15 protein-coding genes are annotated in these 19,405 nt (G+C 61.1%); 7 read left to right on the forward strand and 8 right to left on the reverse strand.

Annotated features, from left to right (window positions below; all coding sequences use genetic code 11):
- Nucleotides 1–16 precede the first annotated feature (16 nt).
- Nucleotides 17–2,296, forward strand: a complete 2,280-nt coding sequence (clpA, locus tag ACORQT_RS08285) for an ATP-dependent Clp protease ATP-binding subunit ClpA (protein ID WP_025302261.1) — start codon at nt 17–19, stop codon at nt 2,294–2,296.
- 206 nt (nt 2,297–2,502) lie between these two features.
- Here the strand turns inward: clpA and infA are convergent, their stop codons facing one another.
- From infA to ACORQT_RS08315, 6 genes are all read right to left on the reverse strand, one after another.
- Nucleotides 2,503–2,721 carry a translation initiation factor IF-1 gene (gene infA / locus ACORQT_RS08290; RefSeq protein ID WP_002211347.1) on the reverse strand — a complete coding sequence of 73 codons (219 nt, stop codon included), beginning with the start codon at nt 2,719–2,721 and terminating at the stop codon, nt 2,503–2,505.
- Between the two features lie 105 nt (nt 2,722–2,826).
- On the reverse strand, nt 2,827–3,552 hold the full coding sequence (gene aat / locus ACORQT_RS08295; RefSeq protein WP_033650663.1) for a leucyl/phenylalanyl-tRNA--protein transferase: 726 nt from the start codon (nt 3,550–3,552) through the stop codon (nt 2,827–2,829).
- 29 nt (nt 3,553–3,581) lie between these two features.
- Nucleotides 3,582–5,321, reverse strand: a complete 1,740-nt coding sequence (gene cydC, locus ACORQT_RS08300; RefSeq protein WP_164057334.1) for a heme ABC transporter ATP-binding protein/permease CydC — start codon at nt 5,319–5,321, stop codon at nt 3,582–3,584.
- Between the two features lie 2 nt (nt 5,322–5,323).
- On the reverse strand, nt 5,324–7,090 hold the full coding sequence (gene cydD, locus ACORQT_RS08305) for a heme ABC transporter permease/ATP-binding protein CydD (protein ID WP_089196844.1): 1,767 nt from the start codon (nt 7,088–7,090) through the stop codon (nt 5,324–5,326).
- Nucleotides 7,091–7,330: 240 nt separating this feature from the next.
- Nucleotides 7,331–8,302: a thioredoxin-disulfide reductase gene (gene trxB / locus ACORQT_RS08310; protein WP_019454557.1), complete on the reverse strand. Its 972-nt coding sequence runs from the start codon at nt 8,300–8,302 to the stop codon at nt 7,331–7,333.
- A 158-nt stretch (nt 8,303–8,460) separates the two neighbouring features.
- On the reverse strand, nt 8,461–8,901 hold the full coding sequence (locus ACORQT_RS08315; RefSeq protein WP_129993320.1) for a hypothetical protein: 441 nt from the start codon (nt 8,899–8,901) through the stop codon (nt 8,461–8,463).
- Nucleotides 8,902–8,956: 55 nt separating this feature from the next.
- Between ACORQT_RS08315 and lrp the strand changes: the two genes are divergently transcribed.
- The 5 genes from lrp to serS all read left to right on the forward strand — a co-directional run bounded on the left by lrp (nt 8,957) and on the right by serS (nt 16,761).
- On the forward strand, nt 8,957–9,451 hold the full coding sequence (gene lrp, locus ACORQT_RS08320) for a leucine-responsive transcriptional regulator Lrp (protein ID WP_004928318.1): 495 nt from the start codon (nt 8,957–8,959) through the stop codon (nt 9,449–9,451).
- A 120-nt stretch (nt 9,452–9,571) separates the two neighbouring features.
- A complete protein-coding gene (locus ACORQT_RS08325) occupies nt 9,572–13,195 on the forward strand; it encodes a DNA translocase FtsK 4TM domain-containing protein (RefSeq protein ID WP_444859357.1) in 3,624 nt (1,207 codons plus the stop codon).
- A gap of 198 nt (nt 13,196–13,393) precedes the next feature.
- Nucleotides 13,394–14,005 carry an outer membrane lipoprotein chaperone LolA gene (gene lolA, locus ACORQT_RS08330; RefSeq protein WP_033642555.1) on the forward strand — a complete coding sequence of 204 codons (612 nt, stop codon included), beginning with the start codon at nt 13,394–13,396 and terminating at the stop codon, nt 14,003–14,005.
- A gap of 67 nt (nt 14,006–14,072) precedes the next feature.
- The gene (locus tag ACORQT_RS08335) at nt 14,073–15,359 is read left to right on the forward strand and encodes a replication-associated recombination protein A (RefSeq protein WP_046897122.1); all 1,287 of its coding nucleotides are present in this window, start codon (nt 14,073–14,075) and stop codon (nt 15,357–15,359) included.
- Nucleotides 15,360–15,468: 109 nt separating this feature from the next.
- A complete protein-coding gene (gene serS, locus ACORQT_RS08340) occupies nt 15,469–16,761 on the forward strand; it encodes a serine--tRNA ligase (RefSeq protein WP_033642556.1) in 1,293 nt (430 codons plus the stop codon).
- A 53-nt stretch (nt 16,762–16,814) separates the two neighbouring features.
- Here the strand turns inward: serS and ACORQT_RS08345 are convergent, their stop codons facing one another.
- On the reverse strand, nt 16,815–17,180 hold the full coding sequence (locus ACORQT_RS08345; RefSeq protein WP_042784105.1) for a DUF1801 domain-containing protein: 366 nt from the start codon (nt 17,178–17,180) through the stop codon (nt 16,815–16,817).
- A 163-nt stretch (nt 17,181–17,343) separates the two neighbouring features.
- On the opposite strand from ACORQT_RS08345, the gene ACORQT_RS08350 reads away from it, so the two are divergent.
- Nucleotides 17,344–18,495: an MFS transporter gene (locus ACORQT_RS08350; RefSeq protein WP_033642558.1), complete on the forward strand. Its 1,152-nt coding sequence runs from the start codon at nt 17,344–17,346 to the stop codon at nt 18,493–18,495.
- A 49-nt stretch (nt 18,496–18,544) separates the two neighbouring features.
- On the opposite strand, the gene pflA is transcribed toward ACORQT_RS08350, so the two are convergent.
- Nucleotides 18,545–19,285 (reverse strand): pyruvate formate lyase 1-activating protein, encoded by a 741-nt coding sequence (gene pflA, locus ACORQT_RS08355; protein ID WP_031299859.1) that lies wholly within the window; start codon nt 19,283–19,285, stop codon nt 18,545–18,547.
- Nucleotides 19,286–19,405: the final 120 nt, after the last annotated feature.

The raw sequence follows: 19,405 nt of genomic DNA on the forward strand, positions 1-19,405 counted from the left end.
TATTGGGGAGGTGCTTATGCTCAATCAAGAACTGGAACTCAGTCTCAACATGGCTTTCGCCAGGGCGCGTGAGCACAGACACGAGTTTATGACCGTGGAGCACCTGTTGCTGGCGTTGCTGAGCAACCCTGCCGCGCGAGAAGCGCTTGAGGCATGTACGGTGGATCTGGCCGCGTTGCGCCAGGAGCTGGAAGCCTTCATCGAACAAACCACACCGACGCTGCCCGCCGGCGAAGAAGAGCGCGACACTCAGCCGACGCTCAGCTTCCAGCGCGTGCTGCAGCGCGCGGTCTTCCATGTGCAATCCTCCGGCCGCAGCGAAGTGTCCGGTGCCAACGTGTTGGTGGCTATTTTCAGCGAGCAGGAATCGCAGGCGGCCTATCTGCTGCGCAAGCACGACGTCAGCCGTCTCGACGTGGTGAACTTCATTTCACATGGCACGCGTAAAGACGAGCCGGGCCAAGCGCCGAATGCGGAAAACCCGGTGAACGAAGAGCAGTCCGGAGGGGAAGACCGTATGGAAAACTTCACCACCAACCTCAATCAGTTGGCCCGTGTGGGCGGCATCGATCCGCTGATCGGCCGCGATCGTGAGCTGGAGCGCGCGATTCAGGTGCTGTGCCGTCGTCGTAAAAACAACCCGCTGCTGGTCGGCGAATCCGGCGTGGGCAAGACTGCCATCGCCGAAGGCCTGGCCTGGCGTATCGTGCAGGGCGACGTGCCGGAAGTGATGGCGGACTGCACGCTGTATTCGCTGGATATCGGTTCACTGCTGGCCGGCACCAAATACCGCGGCGACTTCGAGAAACGCTTCAAGGCGCTGCTCAAGCAGCTGGAACAGGATCAGAACAGCATCCTGTTCATCGATGAAATTCACACCATCATCGGCGCCGGTGCGGCTTCCGGCGGGCAAGTGGATGCCGCCAACCTGATCAAACCGCTGCTGTCGAGCGGCAAGATCCGGGTGATCGGCTCGACCACCTACCAGGAGTTCAGCAACATCTTCGAAAAGGATCGCGCTCTGGCGCGCCGTTTCCAGAAGATCGATATCACCGAACCGACGGCGGAAGAGACCGTCCAGATCATCAACGGCCTGAAGACCAAGTATGAAGCGCACCACGACGTGCGTTATACCGCCAAGGCGATCCGCGCCGCGGTGGAGCTGTCGGTGAAATACATCAACGATCGCCATCTGCCGGACAAGGCGATTGACGTGATCGACGAGGCGGGCGCCCGCAGCCGGTTGATGCCGGCCAGCAAGCGCAAGAAAACCGTCAACGTGGCCGATATCGAATCCGTGGTGGCGCGTATCGCTCGCATCCCGGAGAAAACGGTGTCGGCCAGCGATCGCGACGTGCTGAGAAACTTGGGCGATCGCTTGAAGATGCTGGTATTCGGCCAGGATCAGGCGATCGAAGCATTGACGGAAGCGATCAAGATGAGCCGCGCCGGTCTGGGCCACGAGCGCAAGCCGGTCGGCTCCTTCCTGTTCGCCGGGCCGACCGGGGTCGGGAAAACCGAGGTCACCGTACAGCTGGCCAAGGCGATGGATATCGAGCTGCTGCGTTTCGACATGTCCGAGTACATGGAGCGGCATACCGTCAGCCGTCTGATCGGCGCGCCTCCGGGCTACGTCGGTTACGATCAGGGCGGGCTGCTGACCGATGCGGTGATCAAGCATCCGCATGCGGTGGTGCTGCTCGATGAGATCGAGAAGGCGCACCCGGACGTGTTCAACCTGCTGCTGCAGGTGATGGACAACGGCACGCTGACGGACAACAACGGCCGCAAGGCGGACTTCCGCAATGTGATCCTGGTGATGACCACCAACGCCGGTGTGCGGGAAACCGAACGCAAGTCGATCGGCCTGGTGCAGCAGGACAACAGCACCGACGCGATGGAAGAGATCAAGAAGGTGTTTACGCCGGAATTCCGCAACCGTCTGGACAACATCATCTGGTTCAACCATCTGTCTACCGAGGTGATCCAGCAGGTGGTCGACAAGTTTATCGTCGAACTGCAGGCGCAGCTGGATGCGAAGGGCGTCTCGCTGGAAGTGAGCGACGAAGCGCGCGACTGGCTGTCGGTGAAGGGCTACGACCGTGCGATGGGCGCTCGTCCGATGGCGCGCGTCATGCAGGAAAACCTGAAGAAACCGTTGGCCAACGAATTGCTGTTCGGTTCGCTGGTGGACGGCGGTTCCGTGAAGGTCGAGCTGGACAAGGACAAGAAACAGCTGACTTACCACTTCCTCAGCGCCGCCAAGCGCAAGGCGGACGAGGGCGCGGTGCACTAAGGCTGCCTGCAGGCAAAGAAAAAGCGATGCTTCGGCATCGCTTTTTTTTATGGGTGAGATTCACCGTACAACAGAAACGAGTGAGCCCTCTCAGTTTACCTGCGCACCTGCAACCCGTTGTTTAACGTCGCTGCGGGGGTAAACGGAAAGGGCTCCCGAGGGATTACATCCTCGATGCCGCCAGCGTGTGGCGCGCGATGAGCCGATTAACGGCTACGGAAGACAATGCGGCCTTTGCTCAGGTCGTACGGGGTCAGCTCTACAGTGACTTTGTCGCCCGTCAGGATGCGGATATAGTTTTTACGCATTTTACCGGAGATGTGTGCGGTTACCACGTGCCCGTTTTCCAATTCAACGCGGAACATGGTGTTGGGCAGCGTATCAAGAACGGTGCCCTGCATTTCAATATTGTCTTCTTTGGCCATCGAATCCTCTAGGTCTAACTACCTTAGTTTTTAACCGGCAAGATAATGCCGAAAAACCCCCATTATGTAAAGATGTGTCGGTGAACATTGCACCGTTTCCATCAATTAGTTTACTGGATAGGGCGGTTCAACCGGCTGTGGGGATATGACTTGCGGCTCCCAGCACGCCGGTGCCAAAGGCCGCCGTTGAAGGGTGCTGAGCTGCTGCAAGAATTGACGGCGCGGAATTTCACGCGCGCCAAGGCGGGCAGTGTGAGCGTTCAGCACCTGGCAGTCAATCAATTCCCCGCCATAAGCGGCAAAATGGCGGCAAAAGGCCATCAATGCACATTTTGAGGCGTTGGTGACGCGGCTGAACATCGATTCGCCGCAGAACAACGCGCCCTGCGCCACGCCGTACATGCCGCCAACCAGTTGATCATCCTGCCAGACCTCCACCGAGTGCGCGTAGCCGAGGCGATGCAGATGCTGATAGGCGCGCTGCACCTCCGGGCCGATCCAGGTGCCTTCATCCGGCCGGTGGGCGCAGGCGGCGATCACCGCGGCGAAGTCGTGATTGAGCGTGATGCGAAACGGATCGTGGCGCAAAAAGCGTTTCAGGCTGCGGTTAAGATGAAACTCGGCCGGGAACAGCACCGCACGCGGGTCGGGCGACCACCACAGGATGGCCTCTCCCGGCGAATACCAGGGGAAGATGCCGCGCTCGTAGGCCGCCAGCAGCCGCGGCGCCGTGAGATCGCCGCCGATCGCCAGCAGGCCATTGGGATCGCGCAGAGCGCCCTCAGGCGAGGGAAACGCCAGCGACTGGGGGGAAAGCTTAACGATGCGCATACAGGGTCTCTGCGTCCTCTACGGGCCGATTACGGCGCCAGGTTGCTGATACGGTTGCGAAAGCGGGCATAGCGGCCCTGCTGGCGCATCAGGGTCGCGTGATTGCCCTGTTCGACAATCCGGCCGTCGTCCATCACGCAAATGCGGTCGAGATGTTCCAGGCCGTACAGGCGGTGCGTCACCAGAATCAGCGTCTTGCCCTGACAATGCCGGCGCAGCAGCGCCAGGATCTGCTGCTCGGTTTCGGCGTCCAGCCCTTCGGTCGGTTCGTCAAGCAGCAGCAGCGGGGCCGGATGCAGCAGCGCGCGGGCGATGCCCAGACGGCGCTGTTCGCCGCCGGACAGCTGCCGGCCGCCTTCGCCGAGCCAGGCGTTCAGTCCGCCGTCGCCGGCCAGCAATTTGCCGAGCCCCACCTGCTGCAGGACGTCACTCAGGCGAGCGTCGTCGGCATTCGGTGCGGCCAGCCGCAGGTTTTCCCGCAGCGTATCGCTGAAGATATGCACTCGCTGGCTGACGACAGTGGTCGTTCGGCGCAGCGTGGTTTCATCATAATCCTCCAGCGGTTCGCCGTTGAGCAGAATTTTTCCGCCGTCGGTGCGCCAGGCGCGGGTCAGCAGCTGCAGCAGGGTGGACTTGCCGCAGCCGGTGCGGCCGAGCAAGGCGATGTGTTCGCCGGCCGCCACCTCGAGCGTAACGTCGCGCAGCACCGGCTGCGGCTGATCGGGGTAGGTGAAACTCAACTGCTGCAGGCTGAGCTGCGCCCGGTCGGCCGCGGCCGGGCCGGCGGCAGGGAAGGTGACTTCCGGCTGGCGATCGATGATCTGTTTGACCCGCGTGGCGGAGGCGATCACCTGACCGAGATGCTGGAAGGCGCCGGCCACCGGCATCAGCGCTTCGAACGACGCCAGCGCGGCGAAGACAAACAGCGCGATCAACGCGCCGGGTTGGGTATCGCCGCCGATGCCCGCGGCGGTCAGCCACAGCAGCAGCGTCACCGTCAGCCCGCTGGCGAGGATCATCAGCGCCTGCGCCTTGCCGCTCAGCGAGGCCTGCTGCCACTGGCGGCGTTGCCACCGCTGTTCGGTGGCGTTCAGCGTCTGGCGGAAGTCGTTGACGGCGCCGAACACCACCAGTTCCGCCTGCCCCTGCAGCCAGGCGGTCAGGTCGGTGCGGTATTGGCCGCGCAGCGCGGTGAGTTGGCCGCCGATCGGTTTGCCGGCGCGATAGAACACCGGCGGCACCAGCAGCAGCAACAGCAGCAGAATGCCGCCCAGCGTCAGGGCGAGCGCAGGATCCAGCCAGCTCAGGCCGTAAGTGACGACCAGGATCACCACCGCCGCGCTGATCAGCGGCGAGATCACCCGCAGATAAAGATGATCCAGCGTGTCCACGTCCGCCACCAGGCGGTTGAGCAGGTCGGCCTGGCGGAAACGGGCGATGCCGCCCGGCGTCAGCGGCAGGATCTTGCTGAAGGTGAACACCCGCAGGTGCGACAGCACGCGGAAGGTAGCGTCGTGGCTGACCACGCGCTCGGCGTAGCGCCCGGCGGTGCGGAAGATCGCCGCGCCGCGCACGCCGGCGGCGGGCAGCATGTAGTTGAAGGTCAGCAGGCCCGCCAATCCGGCCAGCGAAGAGGCGGCCAGGAACCAGCCGGAGAGCGCCAGCAGGCCGATGCTGGCCAGCAGGGTGACGATCGCCAAAATGATGCCCAGGCTAATCAGCAGGCTATGGCGGCGATACAACGCCAAAAACGGCAGCAACACGCGCATGATTAAAGCTCCCCGCGGCGGTGGGCGATCAGAGTGGCGAACAGGCCCGGTTGGGCGCTGAGGGTGGCGTAATCGCCCTGCTGCACGATACGCCCGTTATCCATCACCCAAATCTGATCGTAGTCTTCGGTATCTTCCAGCTGATGCGTCACCAGCAGGGTGGTTTGTTGATGCGAAGCGGCATTCAACGCCTGCATCACTCGTTGTTCGCTATGGGCATCGAGGCTGGCGGCCGGTTCATCGAGCAGCAGCAAGCGGCGCGGGCCGATCAGCGCCCGGGCGACCGCCACGCGCTGCGCCTGGCCGACCGACAGGCGGGCGGCGTTATCGCCCACTTCGGTGTCGAGCCCCTGCGGCAGATACGGCAACAGCTCGCTGACGTAGGCGTGTTCCACCGCCTGCTGCAGCTGCGTTTCGTCGGCCTGCGGGCAGCCCAGCAGGATATTGGCGCGCAAGGTTTGCGCCGGCAGGTGCGGGTTTTGCCCGACCCAGCTCAGCTGCTGCCTCCAGTTCTCTGCGGACAGGTCACGCAGTTCGATGCCGTTGACGGTCAACGATCCACGGTAGGGCAGGAAGCCGAGCAGCAGATTGAGCAGCGAACTTTTGCCGGCGCCGCTCAGCCCGACCAGCGCCACGCGCTGCTGCGGTTGCAGGGTGAAACTCAGCGGCCCGGCCAGCAACACGCCGTTCGGCGACAGAATTTCCAATTCGTTCGCCTGTAGCGTCAGCGGTTGATCGGCGGGCAACTTCCGCGTGCCGTTGCCCATCTGCTCGCCTTCGGCGCTGAGGAAGGTTTCCAGCGCTTCCGCCGCGCCGACCGCCTGCGCCTTGGCATGATAGAAGGTGCCGAGATCGCGCAGCGGTTGGAAGAACTCCGGTGCCAGAATCAGCACCAGAAAACCGGAAAACAGCGTTACGCCGAGGCCATAGCTGCCGAAGTTGAGTTCGCCGAGGTAAGAAAAGCCGAAATACACCGCCACTACGGCGATGGAGATCGACGCGAAGAACTCCAGCACGCCGGAGGAGAGGAAGGCCATGCGCAGCACTTCCATGGTGCGGCTGCGGAAGTCTTCGGAGGATTTGGCGATCTGCGCGGTTTCGGCCTGCGCGCGGTCGAATAGCCGCAGGGTGTCCAGGCCGCGCAGGCGGTCGAGGAAGTTACCGCTCAATCGCGCCAGCGCCACAAAGTTGCGGCGGTTGGCGTCGGCGGCCCCCATGCCCACCAGCGCCATAAACAGCGGGATCAGCGGCGCGGTCGCCAACAGAATCAAACCGGCGGCCCAGTTGATCGGGAAGACGGCGATCAAGATCAGCAGCGGGATAAACACCGCCAGATACATCTGCGGCAGATAGCGCGAGTAATAGTCCTGCATATCCTCGATCTGTTCGACGATGATGCTGGCCCAGCTGCCCGCCGGTTTGCCCTGGATCCAGGCCGGCCCGAGCTGCTGCAGCTTATCCAGCACCTGCCGGCGCATGCGCTGGCGGATCACCTGCCCACACAGAAAACCGACCCGTTCCCGCAGCCAGCTCAGCAGCGCCCGCAGCGCGAACGCGATGGCCAGCCAGATAAACGAAGGGATCAGTTGCTCACGCGGGGTATGTTCGATGATCAGGGCATGCAGCAGGCTGGCCAGCAGCCACGCCTGCGCCACGATCAGCAGGCCGCTGAACAACCCCAACAGCATGGAAAGGCGCAGCCAACGCTGCGCTAACGAACTCTGGGTTTTAAGCCAACGGGTTAACTGTTGCTGTCTGGTTTTTTTCATCAGATATGCGTCTGCGTCGCCGGCGCCCGTTTGTTACGGGCTGGGTTAACGTACTGTTAAATAATAGTGTTTGGCGCAATCGGCGACAAACAAGCGAGGCCTCATGTTACCTCGTGACCCGGCAGACTGAAAAGAATAAAGCGGGCAAATATGGCTATAACAGATGGGAGAGAGAGATTGCTGAGCCCAGAAACAAAAAAAGCGGCTCGAGAGCCGCTTTTTGCCGATGATGAAAACGTCTTAGCAGACTTCTGCGCCGGCGATGCCGTCCAGATAACGCTCTGCGTCCAGCGCCGCCATGCAGCCGGTGCCGGCGGAGGTGATCGCCTGACGGTAGATGTGATCCATCACGTCGCCCGCGGCGAAGACGCCGGGGATAGTGGTTTGGGTCGCATTGCCGTGAATGCCGGACTGCACCTTGATGTAGCCGTTTTCCAGCTCCAGCTGACCGCCGAAGATGCCGGTGTTCGGGCTGTGGCCGATGGCGATGAACACGCCGGCCAGTTCCAGCTCACGGGTTTCGTTTTCCGCTTTGGTGCTGCGGATACGCACGCCGGTCACGCCCATTTCATCGCCCAGCACTTCGTCCAGCGTATGGTCGGTGTGCAGCACGATGTTGCCGCTCTTCACTTTTTCCATCAGCCGGTCGATCAGGATTTTCTCCGAACGGAAGCTGTCGCGACGGTGGATCAGGTGAACCTCGGCGGCGATGTTTGACAGGTACAGTGCTTCTTCAACGGCAGTATTGCCGCCGCCGACCACTGCGACTTTCTGGTTGCGGTAGAAGAAACCGTCGCAGGTTGCGCAGGCGGAAACGCCTTTGCCCTTGAACGCGTCTTCGGAAGGCAGGCCAAGATAGCGGGCGGAGGCGCCGGTCGCGATGATCAGCGCGTCGCAGCTGTATTCACCGCTGTCGCCGAACAGGCGGAACGGACGCTGCTGCAGATCGACGCTGTTGATGTGGTCGAAGACGATTTCAGTCTGGAACTTCTCCGCGTGCTCGCGCATGCGCTCCATCAACGCCGGGCCGGTCAGGCCTTCGGCGTCGCCGGGCCAGTTTTCCACTTCGGTGGTGGTGGTCAGCTGGCCGCCTTGTTCCAGACCGGTGATCAGCACCGGGTTCAGGTTGGCGCGCGCCGCGTAGACGGCGGCGGTGTAACCGGCCGGGCCGGAACCCAGAATCAGTAATTTGCTATGTTTAGCCGTGCCCATGAATAACCTCTTTATTCCACAATGGCGGACAATGAAGCCGATTGTAGGGAAAATGGCGCAGTAAAAAAAGCGCCGGGCGACGTTGTTAACGATTTGTATGATAGTTGTCGCCTATTAATGCATCCGTTGTCGGTAAATCGGTCGTCGAACGCAGAAATTTAACTTATCAAAGCCGCATTCGGCCAGCGAATCGCCAACCGTGCAAAAACGGCGCACTCTGCGGCTTCCGCCGCTCCCGACCGGGGTTTATCAGCCAGCGATTCATAATCAAAAATGGGATGCAGACTTTTCATGACGGTACGTTGTTCTGATTTTGCTTCTTTTACTTTGACAATCCGCTGCGCATTTGCGAAAACATCATAGGAAGAAGAAATTATCCCCGTAACACCAGCAAATCGTACGTATTTGCGCCGCAAGGCGACGATACGCAGCGGGAGTGCGGAGCAGGGCGCGCAAGCGTTTGCTGATTTTTTCTCGACCGAAACATCGTTGCCGGCGCTGCGCGGAGTTGGACAGACAGGCTGCGCGGCGTGGAATGATGGTAGTGAAGAAGCACATGACAGGCATCGGGTCTTCGCTTGGAACGAACCCTTACACATTGACGTTGGCTAGGGTGTGGCAAGTGCACGGAAGAAAATAAGAGAGACAATAATAATGGCAGACAACAAGAAACGCCCGGGTAAAGATCTTGACCGTATCGACCGCAACATCCTGAATGAGCTGCAGAAGGATGGGCGTATTTCGAACGTCGAGCTTTCGAAGCGCGTGGGGTTATCCCCGACACCATGTTTGGAACGCGTGCGCCGTCTCGAGCGCCAGGGTTTCATTCATGGCTATACCGCATTGCTGAACCCGCATTATCTGGATGCGTCCCTGCTGGTTTTCGTGGAGATCACGTTGAACCGCGGCGCGCCGGATGTGTTTGAGCAATTCAACTCGGCAGTGCAGAAGCTTGAAGAGATTCAGGAGTGTCATCTGGTTTCCGGCGATTTCGACTACCTGTTGAAAACCCGCGTACCGGACATGTCGGCTTACCGCAAATTGCTGGGCGAAACCTTGCTGCGTTTGCCGGGGGTTAACGACACCCGTACCTACGTAGTGATGGAAGAAGTGAAACAGAGTAACCGTCTGGTTATCAAAACACGGTAAGGTGCAGGTGCAAAACCTGATTAAATTGGTTACACTCCTGTTTATTCATACAGTTTCGGCGCCGGGGCAGTTTCTCGGCGCTGTTGCTATGTCAGCTAACAGGAACCTGGAGAGCCTTTCTTGAGCCAGGAATATACAGAAGATAAAGAAGTTACCCTGAAAAGACTCAGCAGTGGCCGGCGTTTGCTGGAAGCTGTGCTTATCGTGGTAGCGATTTTTGCCGTTTACCTCATGGCTGCGTTGGTCAGTTTCAACCCGTCTGACCCAAGCTGGTCGCAGACCGCGTGGCATGAGCCGATTCACAATCTGGGCGGCGGTGTCGGGGCCTGGTTGGCCGATACGCTGTTCTTCACCTTCGGGGTGCTCGCCTACGCGATACCGCCGATCATGCTGGTCCTGTGCTGGGCGGCTTATCGCCAACGCAGCAACAGAGACTACATCGACTATTTCGCGCTTTCCCTGCGCCTGATCGGCACCCTGGCGTTAGTGCTCACCTCCTGTGGGTTGGCGGCGCTGAACGTTGACGATCTCTATTACTTCGCCTCCGGCGGCGTGATCGGCAGCCTGCTGAGCAACGCCATGTTGCCGTGGTTCAACGGCATCGGCGCTACGCTGGCGCTGCTGTGCGTATGGGCGGCGGGTTTGACGCTGTTTACCGGCTGGTCCTGGCTGGTGATCGCCGAGAAGATCGGCGGGGCGGTGTTGGGCGTTGCGACGGTGATGACCAATCGCTCACGTCGCGAAGAGCGCTATTTCGAGGATGACGAGCGTTACGTTGACGACGAGCCTGAGCAGGCAGGGAAGGGTGCCGCCGCAGCGGTTGCCGCGACCGCCGCCGGAGCCGCGGCCGCAGATGACGACGTGCTGTTCTCCGCGCCTTCGGTTACCGAAAGCGCCAAAGCGGCGGCGGAAGACGCCGCCGATCCGTTGCTCAGCGGCCTGCGCGCCGACGATGGTGAGCTTGAAGCAGAAGCCGCACCCAGCGCGCCGGTGGCTTCGCCTGCACCGGCGGTGAAGGCAGAGATCCACGAGCCCGTCGCTGCGCCGATCGCCGCTCAGGCGCCGTCGGTAACGGTGGCGCCGGCCGCGCCGGCCTCGGTCAATCAGCACCCGGTAAGTGCGCCGGCGCAAGACGCTACGCCGCCGCTGTATTCCTTCGAGATCCCGGAAGAAACGCCTGCGCCTAAGGCGACGCGTCCTGTCGATCCTTATCAGGATTACGATGAGCCGCGCCTTGGTAACTGGCAAGAGCCGGCCGCGCCGCAGCCGCCGGCGCGTTCTCCCTTTGATTTTACCGCCGCACAGCGTGACAGCGTTGACATCGGCAGTTCGAGCAGTTTCAGCGCCACCGGCGCCAAACCGCAGCCGGATACGGCGGCAGCCGCTGCTGCGGGCGTTGCGGCGGCGACCTTTATGCCGGCCTTCACGGCGACCAGCGACGGCAATCCGCAGGTTAAGCAGGGCATCGGTCCTGAGCTGCCGCGGCCGAACCCGGTGCGCATCCCGACCCGTCGCGAGCTGGCTTCCTACGGTATCAAGCTGCCTTCGCAGCGTGCGGCCGAACAGGAACAGCGCCAGACAGAGGCGGAGCCTCAACAGCTGACGGCGGCGAACCCGCAGGAAGAAGAGGCGCTGCAAGAAGCCGCGCTGCGCCAGGCGTTCGCCGAGCAGCAAAGCCAGCGCTACGGCGAAAGCTACGCGCCGGAGCAGGATGATGAACAGGCTCAGCAGGAGGCTGAGCTGAGCAAAGCGTTCGCCGAGCAACAGAGCCAGCGTTACGGCGAAGACCAGCAGGACGACGAAGCGGCGCGGCAAGAGGCTGCGCTGCGTCAGGCATTCGCCGAGCAGCAGCAGGCGCGTTATGGCCAGCAAGAGCCTGCTCCGCAGGCGCCGGCCGCCAGCCCGGTCGATACCCGCAATGCTTTCAGCTTCTCGCCGATGGCGGATCTGGTGGACGATGGCCCGAGCGAGCCGATGTTCACGCTGTCGCCGCAGCTTGAAGAGCGCATTGAACTGGAAAGCGAGCAAGAGGACGACGTGCCGTTCGGCCAGTTTGAGCCTGCGGCGCCGGCTGCTCAACCTCAGCAATCGCACCCTCAGCCTCAACAATACCAACAGCCGCAGCAGCAATATCAGCAGCCGCAGCAACAGCCGCAGGTGCAGCAGCCTCAGCAACCTCAGGCTGAGCAGCATCCGGCGATGGACAGCTTGATTCACCCGTTCCTGATGCGCAACGATCAGCCGCTGCAGAAACCGACCACGCCTCTGCCGACGCTGGATCTGCTGACCGAAGCGCCGAAAGAAGTGGAGCCGGTCGATTCCTTCGCGCTGGAACAGAAAGCGCGCCTGGTGGAGGCCAGCCTGGCCGATTATCGCGTGAAAGCCGACGTGGTGGACATCCTGCCGGGGCCGGTCATCACCCGCTTCGAGCTGGATCTGGCGCCGGGCGTTAAAGCGGCGCGCATTTCCAACCTGTCGCGCGATCTGGCGCGCTCGCTGTCGACTTCGGCGGTGCGCGTGGTGGAAGTGATCCCCGGTAAGCCTTATGTCGGTCTGGAGCTGCCGAACGCCAAGCGGCAAACGGTATACCTGCGCGAGGTGCTGGATTGCCCGGCCTTCCGCGACAACCCGTCGCCGCTGTCCATCGTATTGGGTAAAGACATCTCCGGCGAGCCGGTGGTGGCCGATCTGGGCAAAATGCCGCACTTGCTGGTCGCCGGTACCACCGGCTCCGGTAAATCGGTTGGGGTCAACGCCATGATCCTGAGCATCCTGTATAAGGCCACGCCGAAAGAAGTGCGCTTTATCATGATTGACCCGAAAATGCTGGAACTGTCGGTTTATGAAGGCATTCCGCACCTGTTGACCGACGTGGTCACCGACATGAAAGACGCCGCCAATGCGCTGCGTTGGTGCGTGGGCGAAATGGAACGCCGCTATAAGCTGATGTCAGCTCTGGGCGTGCGTAACCTGGCCGGCTACAACGAACGCGTCGATCAGGCCGAAGCGATGGGGCGTCCGATCCCGGATCCGTTCTGGAAACCGACCGACAGCATGGACATCACGCCGCCGGTGCTGGAGAAAGAGCCGTACATCGTGGTGATGGTCGACGAATTCGCCGACCTGATCATGACGGTCGGCAAGAAGGTCGAAGAGCTGATCGCCCGTCTGGCGCAAAAAGCGCGTGCGGCGGGCATCCACCTGGTGCTGGCGACCCAGCGTCCGTCGGTGGATGTGATCACCGGCCTGATCAAGGCCAACATCCCGACGCGTATCGCCTTTACCGTGTCGAGCAAGATAGACTCCCGCACCATCCTCGATCAGGGGGGCGCCGAGTCCTTGCTGGGCATGGGCGATATGCTTTATCTGGCGCCGAACTCCTCGATCCCGGTGCGCGTACATGGCGCATTCGTGCGCGATCAGGAAGTGCACGCGGTGGTCAAGGATTGGAAAGCGCGCGAGCGGCCCCAATATAAAGAGGGCATTCTCAGCGGCGGTGAAGACGGCGAGGGCGGTGCCGGCGGCAGTATGGACGGTGACGAAGAGCTCGATCCGCTGTTTGATCAGGCGGTGGATTTCGTGGTGGATAAACGCCGCGCCTCCATCTCCGGCGTACAGCGCCAGTTCCGCATCGGCTATAACCGCGCCGCGCGCATCATCGAACAGATGGAAGCGCAGGGCATCGTCAGCGAGCAGGGGCACAACGGCAACCGCGAGGTGCTGGCGCCGCCGCGGCACGATTGATGGTCGTTTAGCCATTGCAACTCAATAAGAAAGGGCCGCTTAAGCGGCCCTTGTGCAAAGAAGCGTAAACCCGTTTCTTCTCGGAACATTGGCCTACCGGCCGTTCGCCGGCTTCGGGTAAAGTAACGGGGTAAAGGGTTGATTTGACCCGCACGGCGCCGCCTTGCGGTTAACGCATTTCATAAGGTATCTGGAATAATGAAAAAACTGTTAGTTGCCTGCTGTCTGCTTTCGGGATTCGCTTCTACCTCCGTGCTGGCCGACGCCGCACAGGATCTGCAAAGTCGCCTGGCGAAGGTGAACAGTTTCCACGCCAGCTTCTCGCAAACCGTGACCAGCGCCGACGGCGCCGCGGTGCAACAGGGTGAAGGCGAGCTGTGGGTGAAGCGGCCGAACCTGTTCAACTGGCACATGACGTCACCCGATGAGAGCGTGCTGGTCTCCGATGGCCAAACCCTGTGGTTCTATAACCCGTTCGTTGAGCAGGTGACGGCGACCTGGCTGAAGAACGCCACCGGCAATACGCCGTTTATGCTGATCACCCGCAACAATGCCAGCGACTGGAAGCAGTACAACGTGAAGCAAAAGGGCGATGATTTCGAGCTGACGCCGAAATCCGCCAGCGGCAACCTGAAGCAGTTCGCCATCAGCGTGACCAACAGCGGCACCATCCGCAGCTTCGCCGCGGTGGAGCAGGACGGCCAGCGCAGCGCTTATACGCTGAAAAGCCAGCAGAACGTCACCGCCGATCCGGCCAAATTCAAATTTACCCCGCCGAAGGGGGTGACGCTGGACGACCAGCGCCAGTGAGGTGCAAGTGAGTAATAATCTGTCGCTCGATTTTTCCCAGAACGAGTTCCAGCCGTTGGCCGCGCGTATGCGGCCGACCACGCTGGCGCAGTATATCGGCCAGCAGCATCTGCTGGCCGCCGGCAAGCCGCTGCCGCGCGCCATCGAGGCCGGGCAGCTGCACTCGATGATTTTATGGGGGCCGCCGGGCACAGGAAAGACGACGCTGGCAGAGCTGATCGGCCGTTACGGTCAGGCGGACGTCGAGCGGATCTCCGCCGTGACCTCCGGGATCAAGGAGATCCGCGAGGCGATCGAACGGGCGCGGCAAAACCGCGACGCCGGCCGCCGCACTATTCTGTTCGTCGATGAAGTGCACCGCTTCAACAAAAGTCAGCAGGACGCCTTCCTGCCGCACATTGAAGACGGCACCATCACCTTTATCGGCGCCACTACCGAAAACCCGTCGTTCGAACTGAACTCAGCGCTGCTGTCGCGCGCCCGCGTCTATTTGTTGAAGGCGCTGACCGCCGAAGACATCGGCCAGGTGCTGGATCAGGCGATGAACGACAAGGCGCGCGGTTTTGGCGGCCAGAACGTCGAGCTGCCGGCGGAAACGCGCCGCCTGCTGTCGGAGCTGGTGGGCGGCGATGCGCGCCGGGCGCTGAACAGCCTGGAAATGATGGCGGACATGGCGGAGCTCGACGCCAAAGGCGTGCGGGTGCTGACGCCGGAGCTGCTGAAGGAGGTGTCGGGCGAGCGCAGCGCGCGCTTCGACAACAAGGGCGACCGTTATTACGACCTGATTTCCGCGCTGCATAAATCGGTGCGTGGTTCGGCGCCGGACGCCGCGCTGTACTGGTATGCGCGCATCATTACCGCCGGCGGCGATCCGCTCTATGTGGCGCGCCGTCTGTTGGCGATTGCCTCTGAAGACGTGGGCAACGCCGATCCGCGCGGCATGCAGGTGGCGATCGCCGCCTGGGATTGTTTCACCCGCGTGGGGCCGGCGGAGGGCGAGCGCGCCATTGCGCAGGCGATTGTTTACCTGGCCTGCGCGCCGAAAAGCAACGCGGTTTACACCGCGTTCAAGGCCGCCATGCGCGACGCCAAAGAGCAGGCCGATTATGACGTGCCGGAGCATTTGCGCAACGCGCCGACCAAGCTGATGAAGGAAATGGGGTTGGGGGCGGAATACCGTTACGCTCACGACGAACCCAACGCCTACGCCGCCGGCGAGAACTACTTCCCGCCCGAAATGGCCAACACGCGCTACTATCAACCGACCTCGCGCGGGCTGGAAGGGAAAATCGGCGAAAAGTTGGCATGGCTGGCTGAGCAGGATCAAAATAGCCCGACAAAACGCTACCGCTAGCGTGGCCGTTGCGGTAAGGTTAGCGGGTATCACTCTTCTTTTATGCGGCTATAAATCAGCCGCATAGAACAACAACACTTCTTTCAATAACAACAAGCACAGGATTAGCATGCTCGATCCCAATCTGCTGCGTAATGAGCTAGACGCAGTCGCCGTCAAACTGGCTCGCCGAGGCTTTAAACTCGATCTGGATCTGCTGCGTTCGCAGGAAGAACGCCGCAAAGTTCTGCAGGTAGAAACTGAAACGCTGCAAGCGGAACGCAACTCCCGATCGAAATCCATCGGCGCGGCCAAAGCGCGTGGGGAAGACATCGAGCCGCTGCGTCGCGAAGTGAACGAGCTGGGTGACAAGCTGGATGCCGCCAAGGCGGAACTGGATGCGCTGCAGAGCGAGATCCGCGATTATGCCCTGACGCTGCCTAACCTGCCGGACGACGCCGTGCCGGACGGTAAAGACGACAGCGAAAACCTGGAAGTCACCCGCTGGGGTGAACCGCGCCAATACGACTTCGCGGTGCGCGATCATGTCGATCTGGGCGAAATGGCCGGCGGGCTGGATTTTGCCGCCGCGGTTAAGCTGACCGGTTCGCGCTTCGTGGTGATGAAAGGGCAAATCGCCCGCATGCACCGCGCGCTGTCCCAGTTCATGCTGGATCTGCACACCGAACAGCACGGCTACCTGGAGGCCTACGTGCCTTACCTGGTCAACCACGCCACGCTGTACGGCACCGGCCAACTGCCGAAGTTCGGCGAAGACCTGTTCCATACCCGCCCGCTGGAAGAAGAAGCCGACAGCAGCAACTACGCGCTGATCCCAACGGCGGAAGTGCCGCTGACCAACCTGGTGCGCGACGAGATCGTGGAAGAGGAAACTCTGCCGCTGAAGATGACCGCGCACACGCCATGCTTCCGTGCGGAAGCCGGTTCTTACGGCCGTGACACCCGCGGTTTGATCCGTATGCACCAGTTCGACAAGGTCGAAATGGTGCAGATAGTCCGTCCGGAAGATTCGATGGATGCCCTGGAAGAGCTGACCGGCCATGCGGAGAAAGTGCTGCAGCTGCTGAACCTGCCTTACCGCAAGGTGCTGCTGTGCACCGGCGACATGGGCTTCGGCGCCTGCAAGACCTACGATCTGGAAGTGTGGCTGCCGGCGCAGAACACCTACCGCGAGATCTCGTCCTGCTCCAACATGTGGGACTTCCAGGCGCGCCGCATGCAGGCTCGCTGCCGCAGCAAGGCCGACAAGAAGCCGCGTCTGGTCCACACGCTGAACGGCTCCGGCCTGGCGGTCGGCCGTACGCTGGTGGCGGTGCTGGAAAACTACCAGCAGGCCGACGGTCGCATTCAGGTGCCTGAAGTGCTGCGTCCTTATATGGGCGGCCTGGAATACATCGGTTAAACGGCAAAGCATTTGAAAAAAGCGCCTGCGGGCGCTTTTTTTATGTCGGAAATTCAGTCTGTCGCCAGCGCGTAAGCCTGTTTAATGTAGTCCGCCAGGTGCTTGTTTTTCACTTCGGCGGGCGAGTGGAGCTTGATGTGCCGCCGATATTGGCCGTTGCCTTCAAGTTGCTGATAGCGATCTTCCAGTCGGTGCCCTTGGCCGAATTCCACCGTGACGTGACTGCGGTAGGCGAAAACGCCGCAGAAAAATTGAGTATGCGAGAACATGATGCCGCCGTATTTGACCGATTCGGTGATGCCACTGCCGCTCGCCGCAGCGACCCGGCGCACCTGTTGTACGATCTCCAGCAGCTCGCCGTGCGTGCTGCCGATGTCTGCCAGCAAGGTCTCGACCGCCGCATTATTTGCCTGACTCATCTCGCTTCTCCGTCGTTAAATCCGCTCTGCGCTGAGCATAGCGCTTTTTCAGCCGCTTAGCCGGAAACAAATCGTGCGCTGGAATGATAAGAGGCGATTGACTTTTTTATCGCCAGTGGCATGATGCGCGCACTCTCATTGCGCGTTCGGTCACAATTTCACTATGTCCGCTTACTCCCGCCCGGTGCTCTTATTGCTCTGCGGCCTCTTGCTGCTCACGGTATCCATTGCCGTTTTGAATACGTTAGTGCCGCTTTGGTTAACCCATGCTCAGCTGTCGACCTGGCAAGTGGGTATGGTCAGCTCCTCTTATTTCAGCGGCAACCTGTTGGGCACGTTGGTAGCGGGCAAACTGATCCAGCGCGTTGGCTTCACCCGCAGCTATCATCTCTCTTGTTTGCTGTTCGCCGCCGCGACCGCCGGCATGGTGCTGTCGATCGATTTCTGGAGCTGGCTGGGCTGGCGCTTCTTCGCCGGCGTCGGGTGTGCCTGGATCTGGGTGATCGTGGAGAGCGCGCTTTTGCGCAGCGGCAATTTGAGCAACCGTGGCCAGCTGCTGGCGGCCTATATGATTGTCTATTACCTCGGTACGGTGACCGGCCAGTTACTGTTGAGCATGACCTCGACCGAATTGCTGCACGTGGTGCCGTGGGTGACCGCGATCGTGATCAGCGCCATGCTGCCGATGTTGTTCGCGCGGGTAAACCGCCATGAAGACGAGCCGCAGCAGGCGGCGGTATGGACAATGTTGAGACGCCGCAGCGCGCGCCTGGGCATCAACGGCTGCATCATCTCCGGCATCGTGCTCGGTTCGCTGTATGGCCTGATGCCGCTGTATCTCTCTCATCAGGGCATGAGCGATGCTAACGTCGGCTACTGGATGGCGCTCTTGGTCAGCTCCGGCATCGTCGGCCAATGGCCGGTCGGGCGCCTGGCCGATCGTTACGGGCGCCTGCTGGTGCTGCGCATTCAGGTGTTTGTGGTGATCCTCGCCAGCGTGGCGATGCTCGGCAACTACGCCATGGCGCCTTCACTGTTCATCCTCGGCTGCGCCGGCTTTACCCTGTATCCGGTGGCGATGTCCTGGGCCTGTGAGAAGGCAATGCCGCACGAACTGGTGGCGATGAACCAGGCGCTGCTGATGAGTTACACCATCGGCAGCTTGCTGGGCCCATCGATGACGGCGCTGCTGATGCAGAACTATTCCGACCGCGTGCTGTTCGTGATGATCGCCGCCGTGGCGCTGGTTTACCTGCTGATGCTGCTGAAAAAGCAGAAGCCGGATCGCCATCACACGCCGTTCGCCGCCGCCTGAGCATAAAAAAACCGGCCATGAGCCGGTTTTTTCTTTGGTGCTGCGTCAGTCAGTAAATCACTTTGTGGCCGTAGCTTTCCAGGATGCCTTTGACGCGATCCATGGTCTCGGCCTTCGGCGGATGCACGCCGTCCAGTTTGTACTCTTCCCCCATCGCTATCCATTTGTGCTTGCCCAGCTCGTGGTAAGGCAGCAGCTCGATTTTCTCGATGTTGGTCATGTCCTTGGTGAACTCGCCCAGCAGGTGCGCCGATTTATCGTCGTCTGACCAACCCGGCACCACCACGTAACGGATCCAGGTGCGCTGGTTGCGTTTCGCCAGATAGCGGGCGAATTCCAGCGTGCGGTGGTTGGAGACGCCGACCAGATTCTGGTGGATCTCGTCGTTCATCTGTTTCAGATCCAGCATCACCAGATCGGTGGTGTCCAGCAATTCGTCGATCACCGGATCGTAGCGGCGCACGAAGCCATTGGTGTCCAGGCAGGTGTTGATGCCTTCGGCATGACAGGCGCGGAACCAGTCGCGCACGAATTCAGCCTGCAGGATCGCCTCGCCGCCGGACGCGGTCACGCCGCCGCCGGAAGCGTTCATGAAGTGGCGGTAGGCCACCGCGTCTTTCATCAGCTCTTCGACGGTCACTTCTTTGCCGCCGTGGGTGTCCCAGGTGTCACGGTTATGGCAATAGAGGCAGCGCATCAGGCAGCCCTGGAAGAAGACGATAAAGCGGATCCCGGGCCCATCGACGGTGCCGCAGGATTCGAAGGAGTGGATGCGACCAGTTACTGACATTGCGGGGTTTTCTCCAATATGGACTGTCAAACGCAGTCTAAAAATAGGCGCGTGGCCGCCGGCCAGGTATCTGCGATGCAGCGGCGGGGGATCCGCCACCGGGGGTAATGATGCCTGTCG

Origin of the sequence: Serratia sp. (in: enterobacteria), assembly GCF_052400455.1 — a bacterium.
Taxonomy (GTDB): Bacteria; Pseudomonadota; Gammaproteobacteria; order Enterobacterales; family Enterobacteriaceae; genus Serratia; species Serratia ureilytica.

Excerpts from the sequence above, each read along its gene's own strand:
- ACORQT_RS08350 (WP_033642558.1), top strand. The coding sequence starts at position 17,344 with ATGTCCGCTTACTCCCGCCCGGTGCTCTTATTGCTCTGCGGCCTCTTG.
- lolA (WP_033642555.1), top strand. The coding sequence starts at position 13,394 with ATGAAAAAACTGTTAGTTGCCTGCTGTCTGCTTTCGGGATTCGCTTCT.
- cydC (WP_164057334.1), bottom strand. The coding sequence starts at position 5,321 with ATGCGCGTGTTGCTGCCGTTTTTGGCGTTGTATCGCCGCCATAGCCTG.
- clpA (WP_025302261.1), top strand. The coding sequence starts at position 17 with ATGCTCAATCAAGAACTGGAACTCAGTCTCAACATGGCTTTCGCCAGG.
- ACORQT_RS08345 (WP_042784105.1), bottom strand. The coding sequence starts at position 17,180 with ATGAGTCAGGCAAATAATGCGGCGGTCGAGACCTTGCTGGCAGACATC.
- ACORQT_RS08335 (WP_046897122.1), top strand. The coding sequence starts at position 14,073 with ATGCGGCCGACCACGCTGGCGCAGTATATCGGCCAGCAGCATCTGCTG.
- trxB (WP_019454557.1), bottom strand. The coding sequence starts at position 8,302 with ATGGGCACGGCTAAACATAGCAAATTACTGATTCTGGGTTCCGGCCCG.
- aat (WP_033650663.1), bottom strand. The coding sequence starts at position 3,552 with ATGCGCATCGTTAAGCTTTCCCCCCAGTCGCTGGCGTTTCCCTCGCCT.
- cydD (WP_089196844.1), bottom strand. The coding sequence starts at position 7,090 with ATGAAAAAAACCAGACAGCAACAGTTAACCCGTTGGCTTAAAACCCAG.
- pflA (WP_031299859.1), bottom strand. The coding sequence starts at position 19,285 with ATGTCAGTAACTGGTCGCATCCACTCCTTCGAATCCTGCGGCACCGTC.
- serS (WP_033642556.1), top strand. The coding sequence starts at position 15,469 with ATGCTCGATCCCAATCTGCTGCGTAATGAGCTAGACGCAGTCGCCGTC.
- lrp (WP_004928318.1), top strand. The coding sequence starts at position 8,957 with ATGGCAGACAACAAGAAACGCCCGGGTAAAGATCTTGACCGTATCGAC.
- ACORQT_RS08315 (WP_129993320.1), bottom strand. The coding sequence starts at position 8,901 with ATGTGTAAGGGTTCGTTCCAAGCGAAGACCCGATGCCTGTCATGTGCT.
- infA (WP_002211347.1), bottom strand. The coding sequence starts at position 2,721 with ATGGCCAAAGAAGACAATATTGAAATGCAGGGCACCGTTCTTGATACG.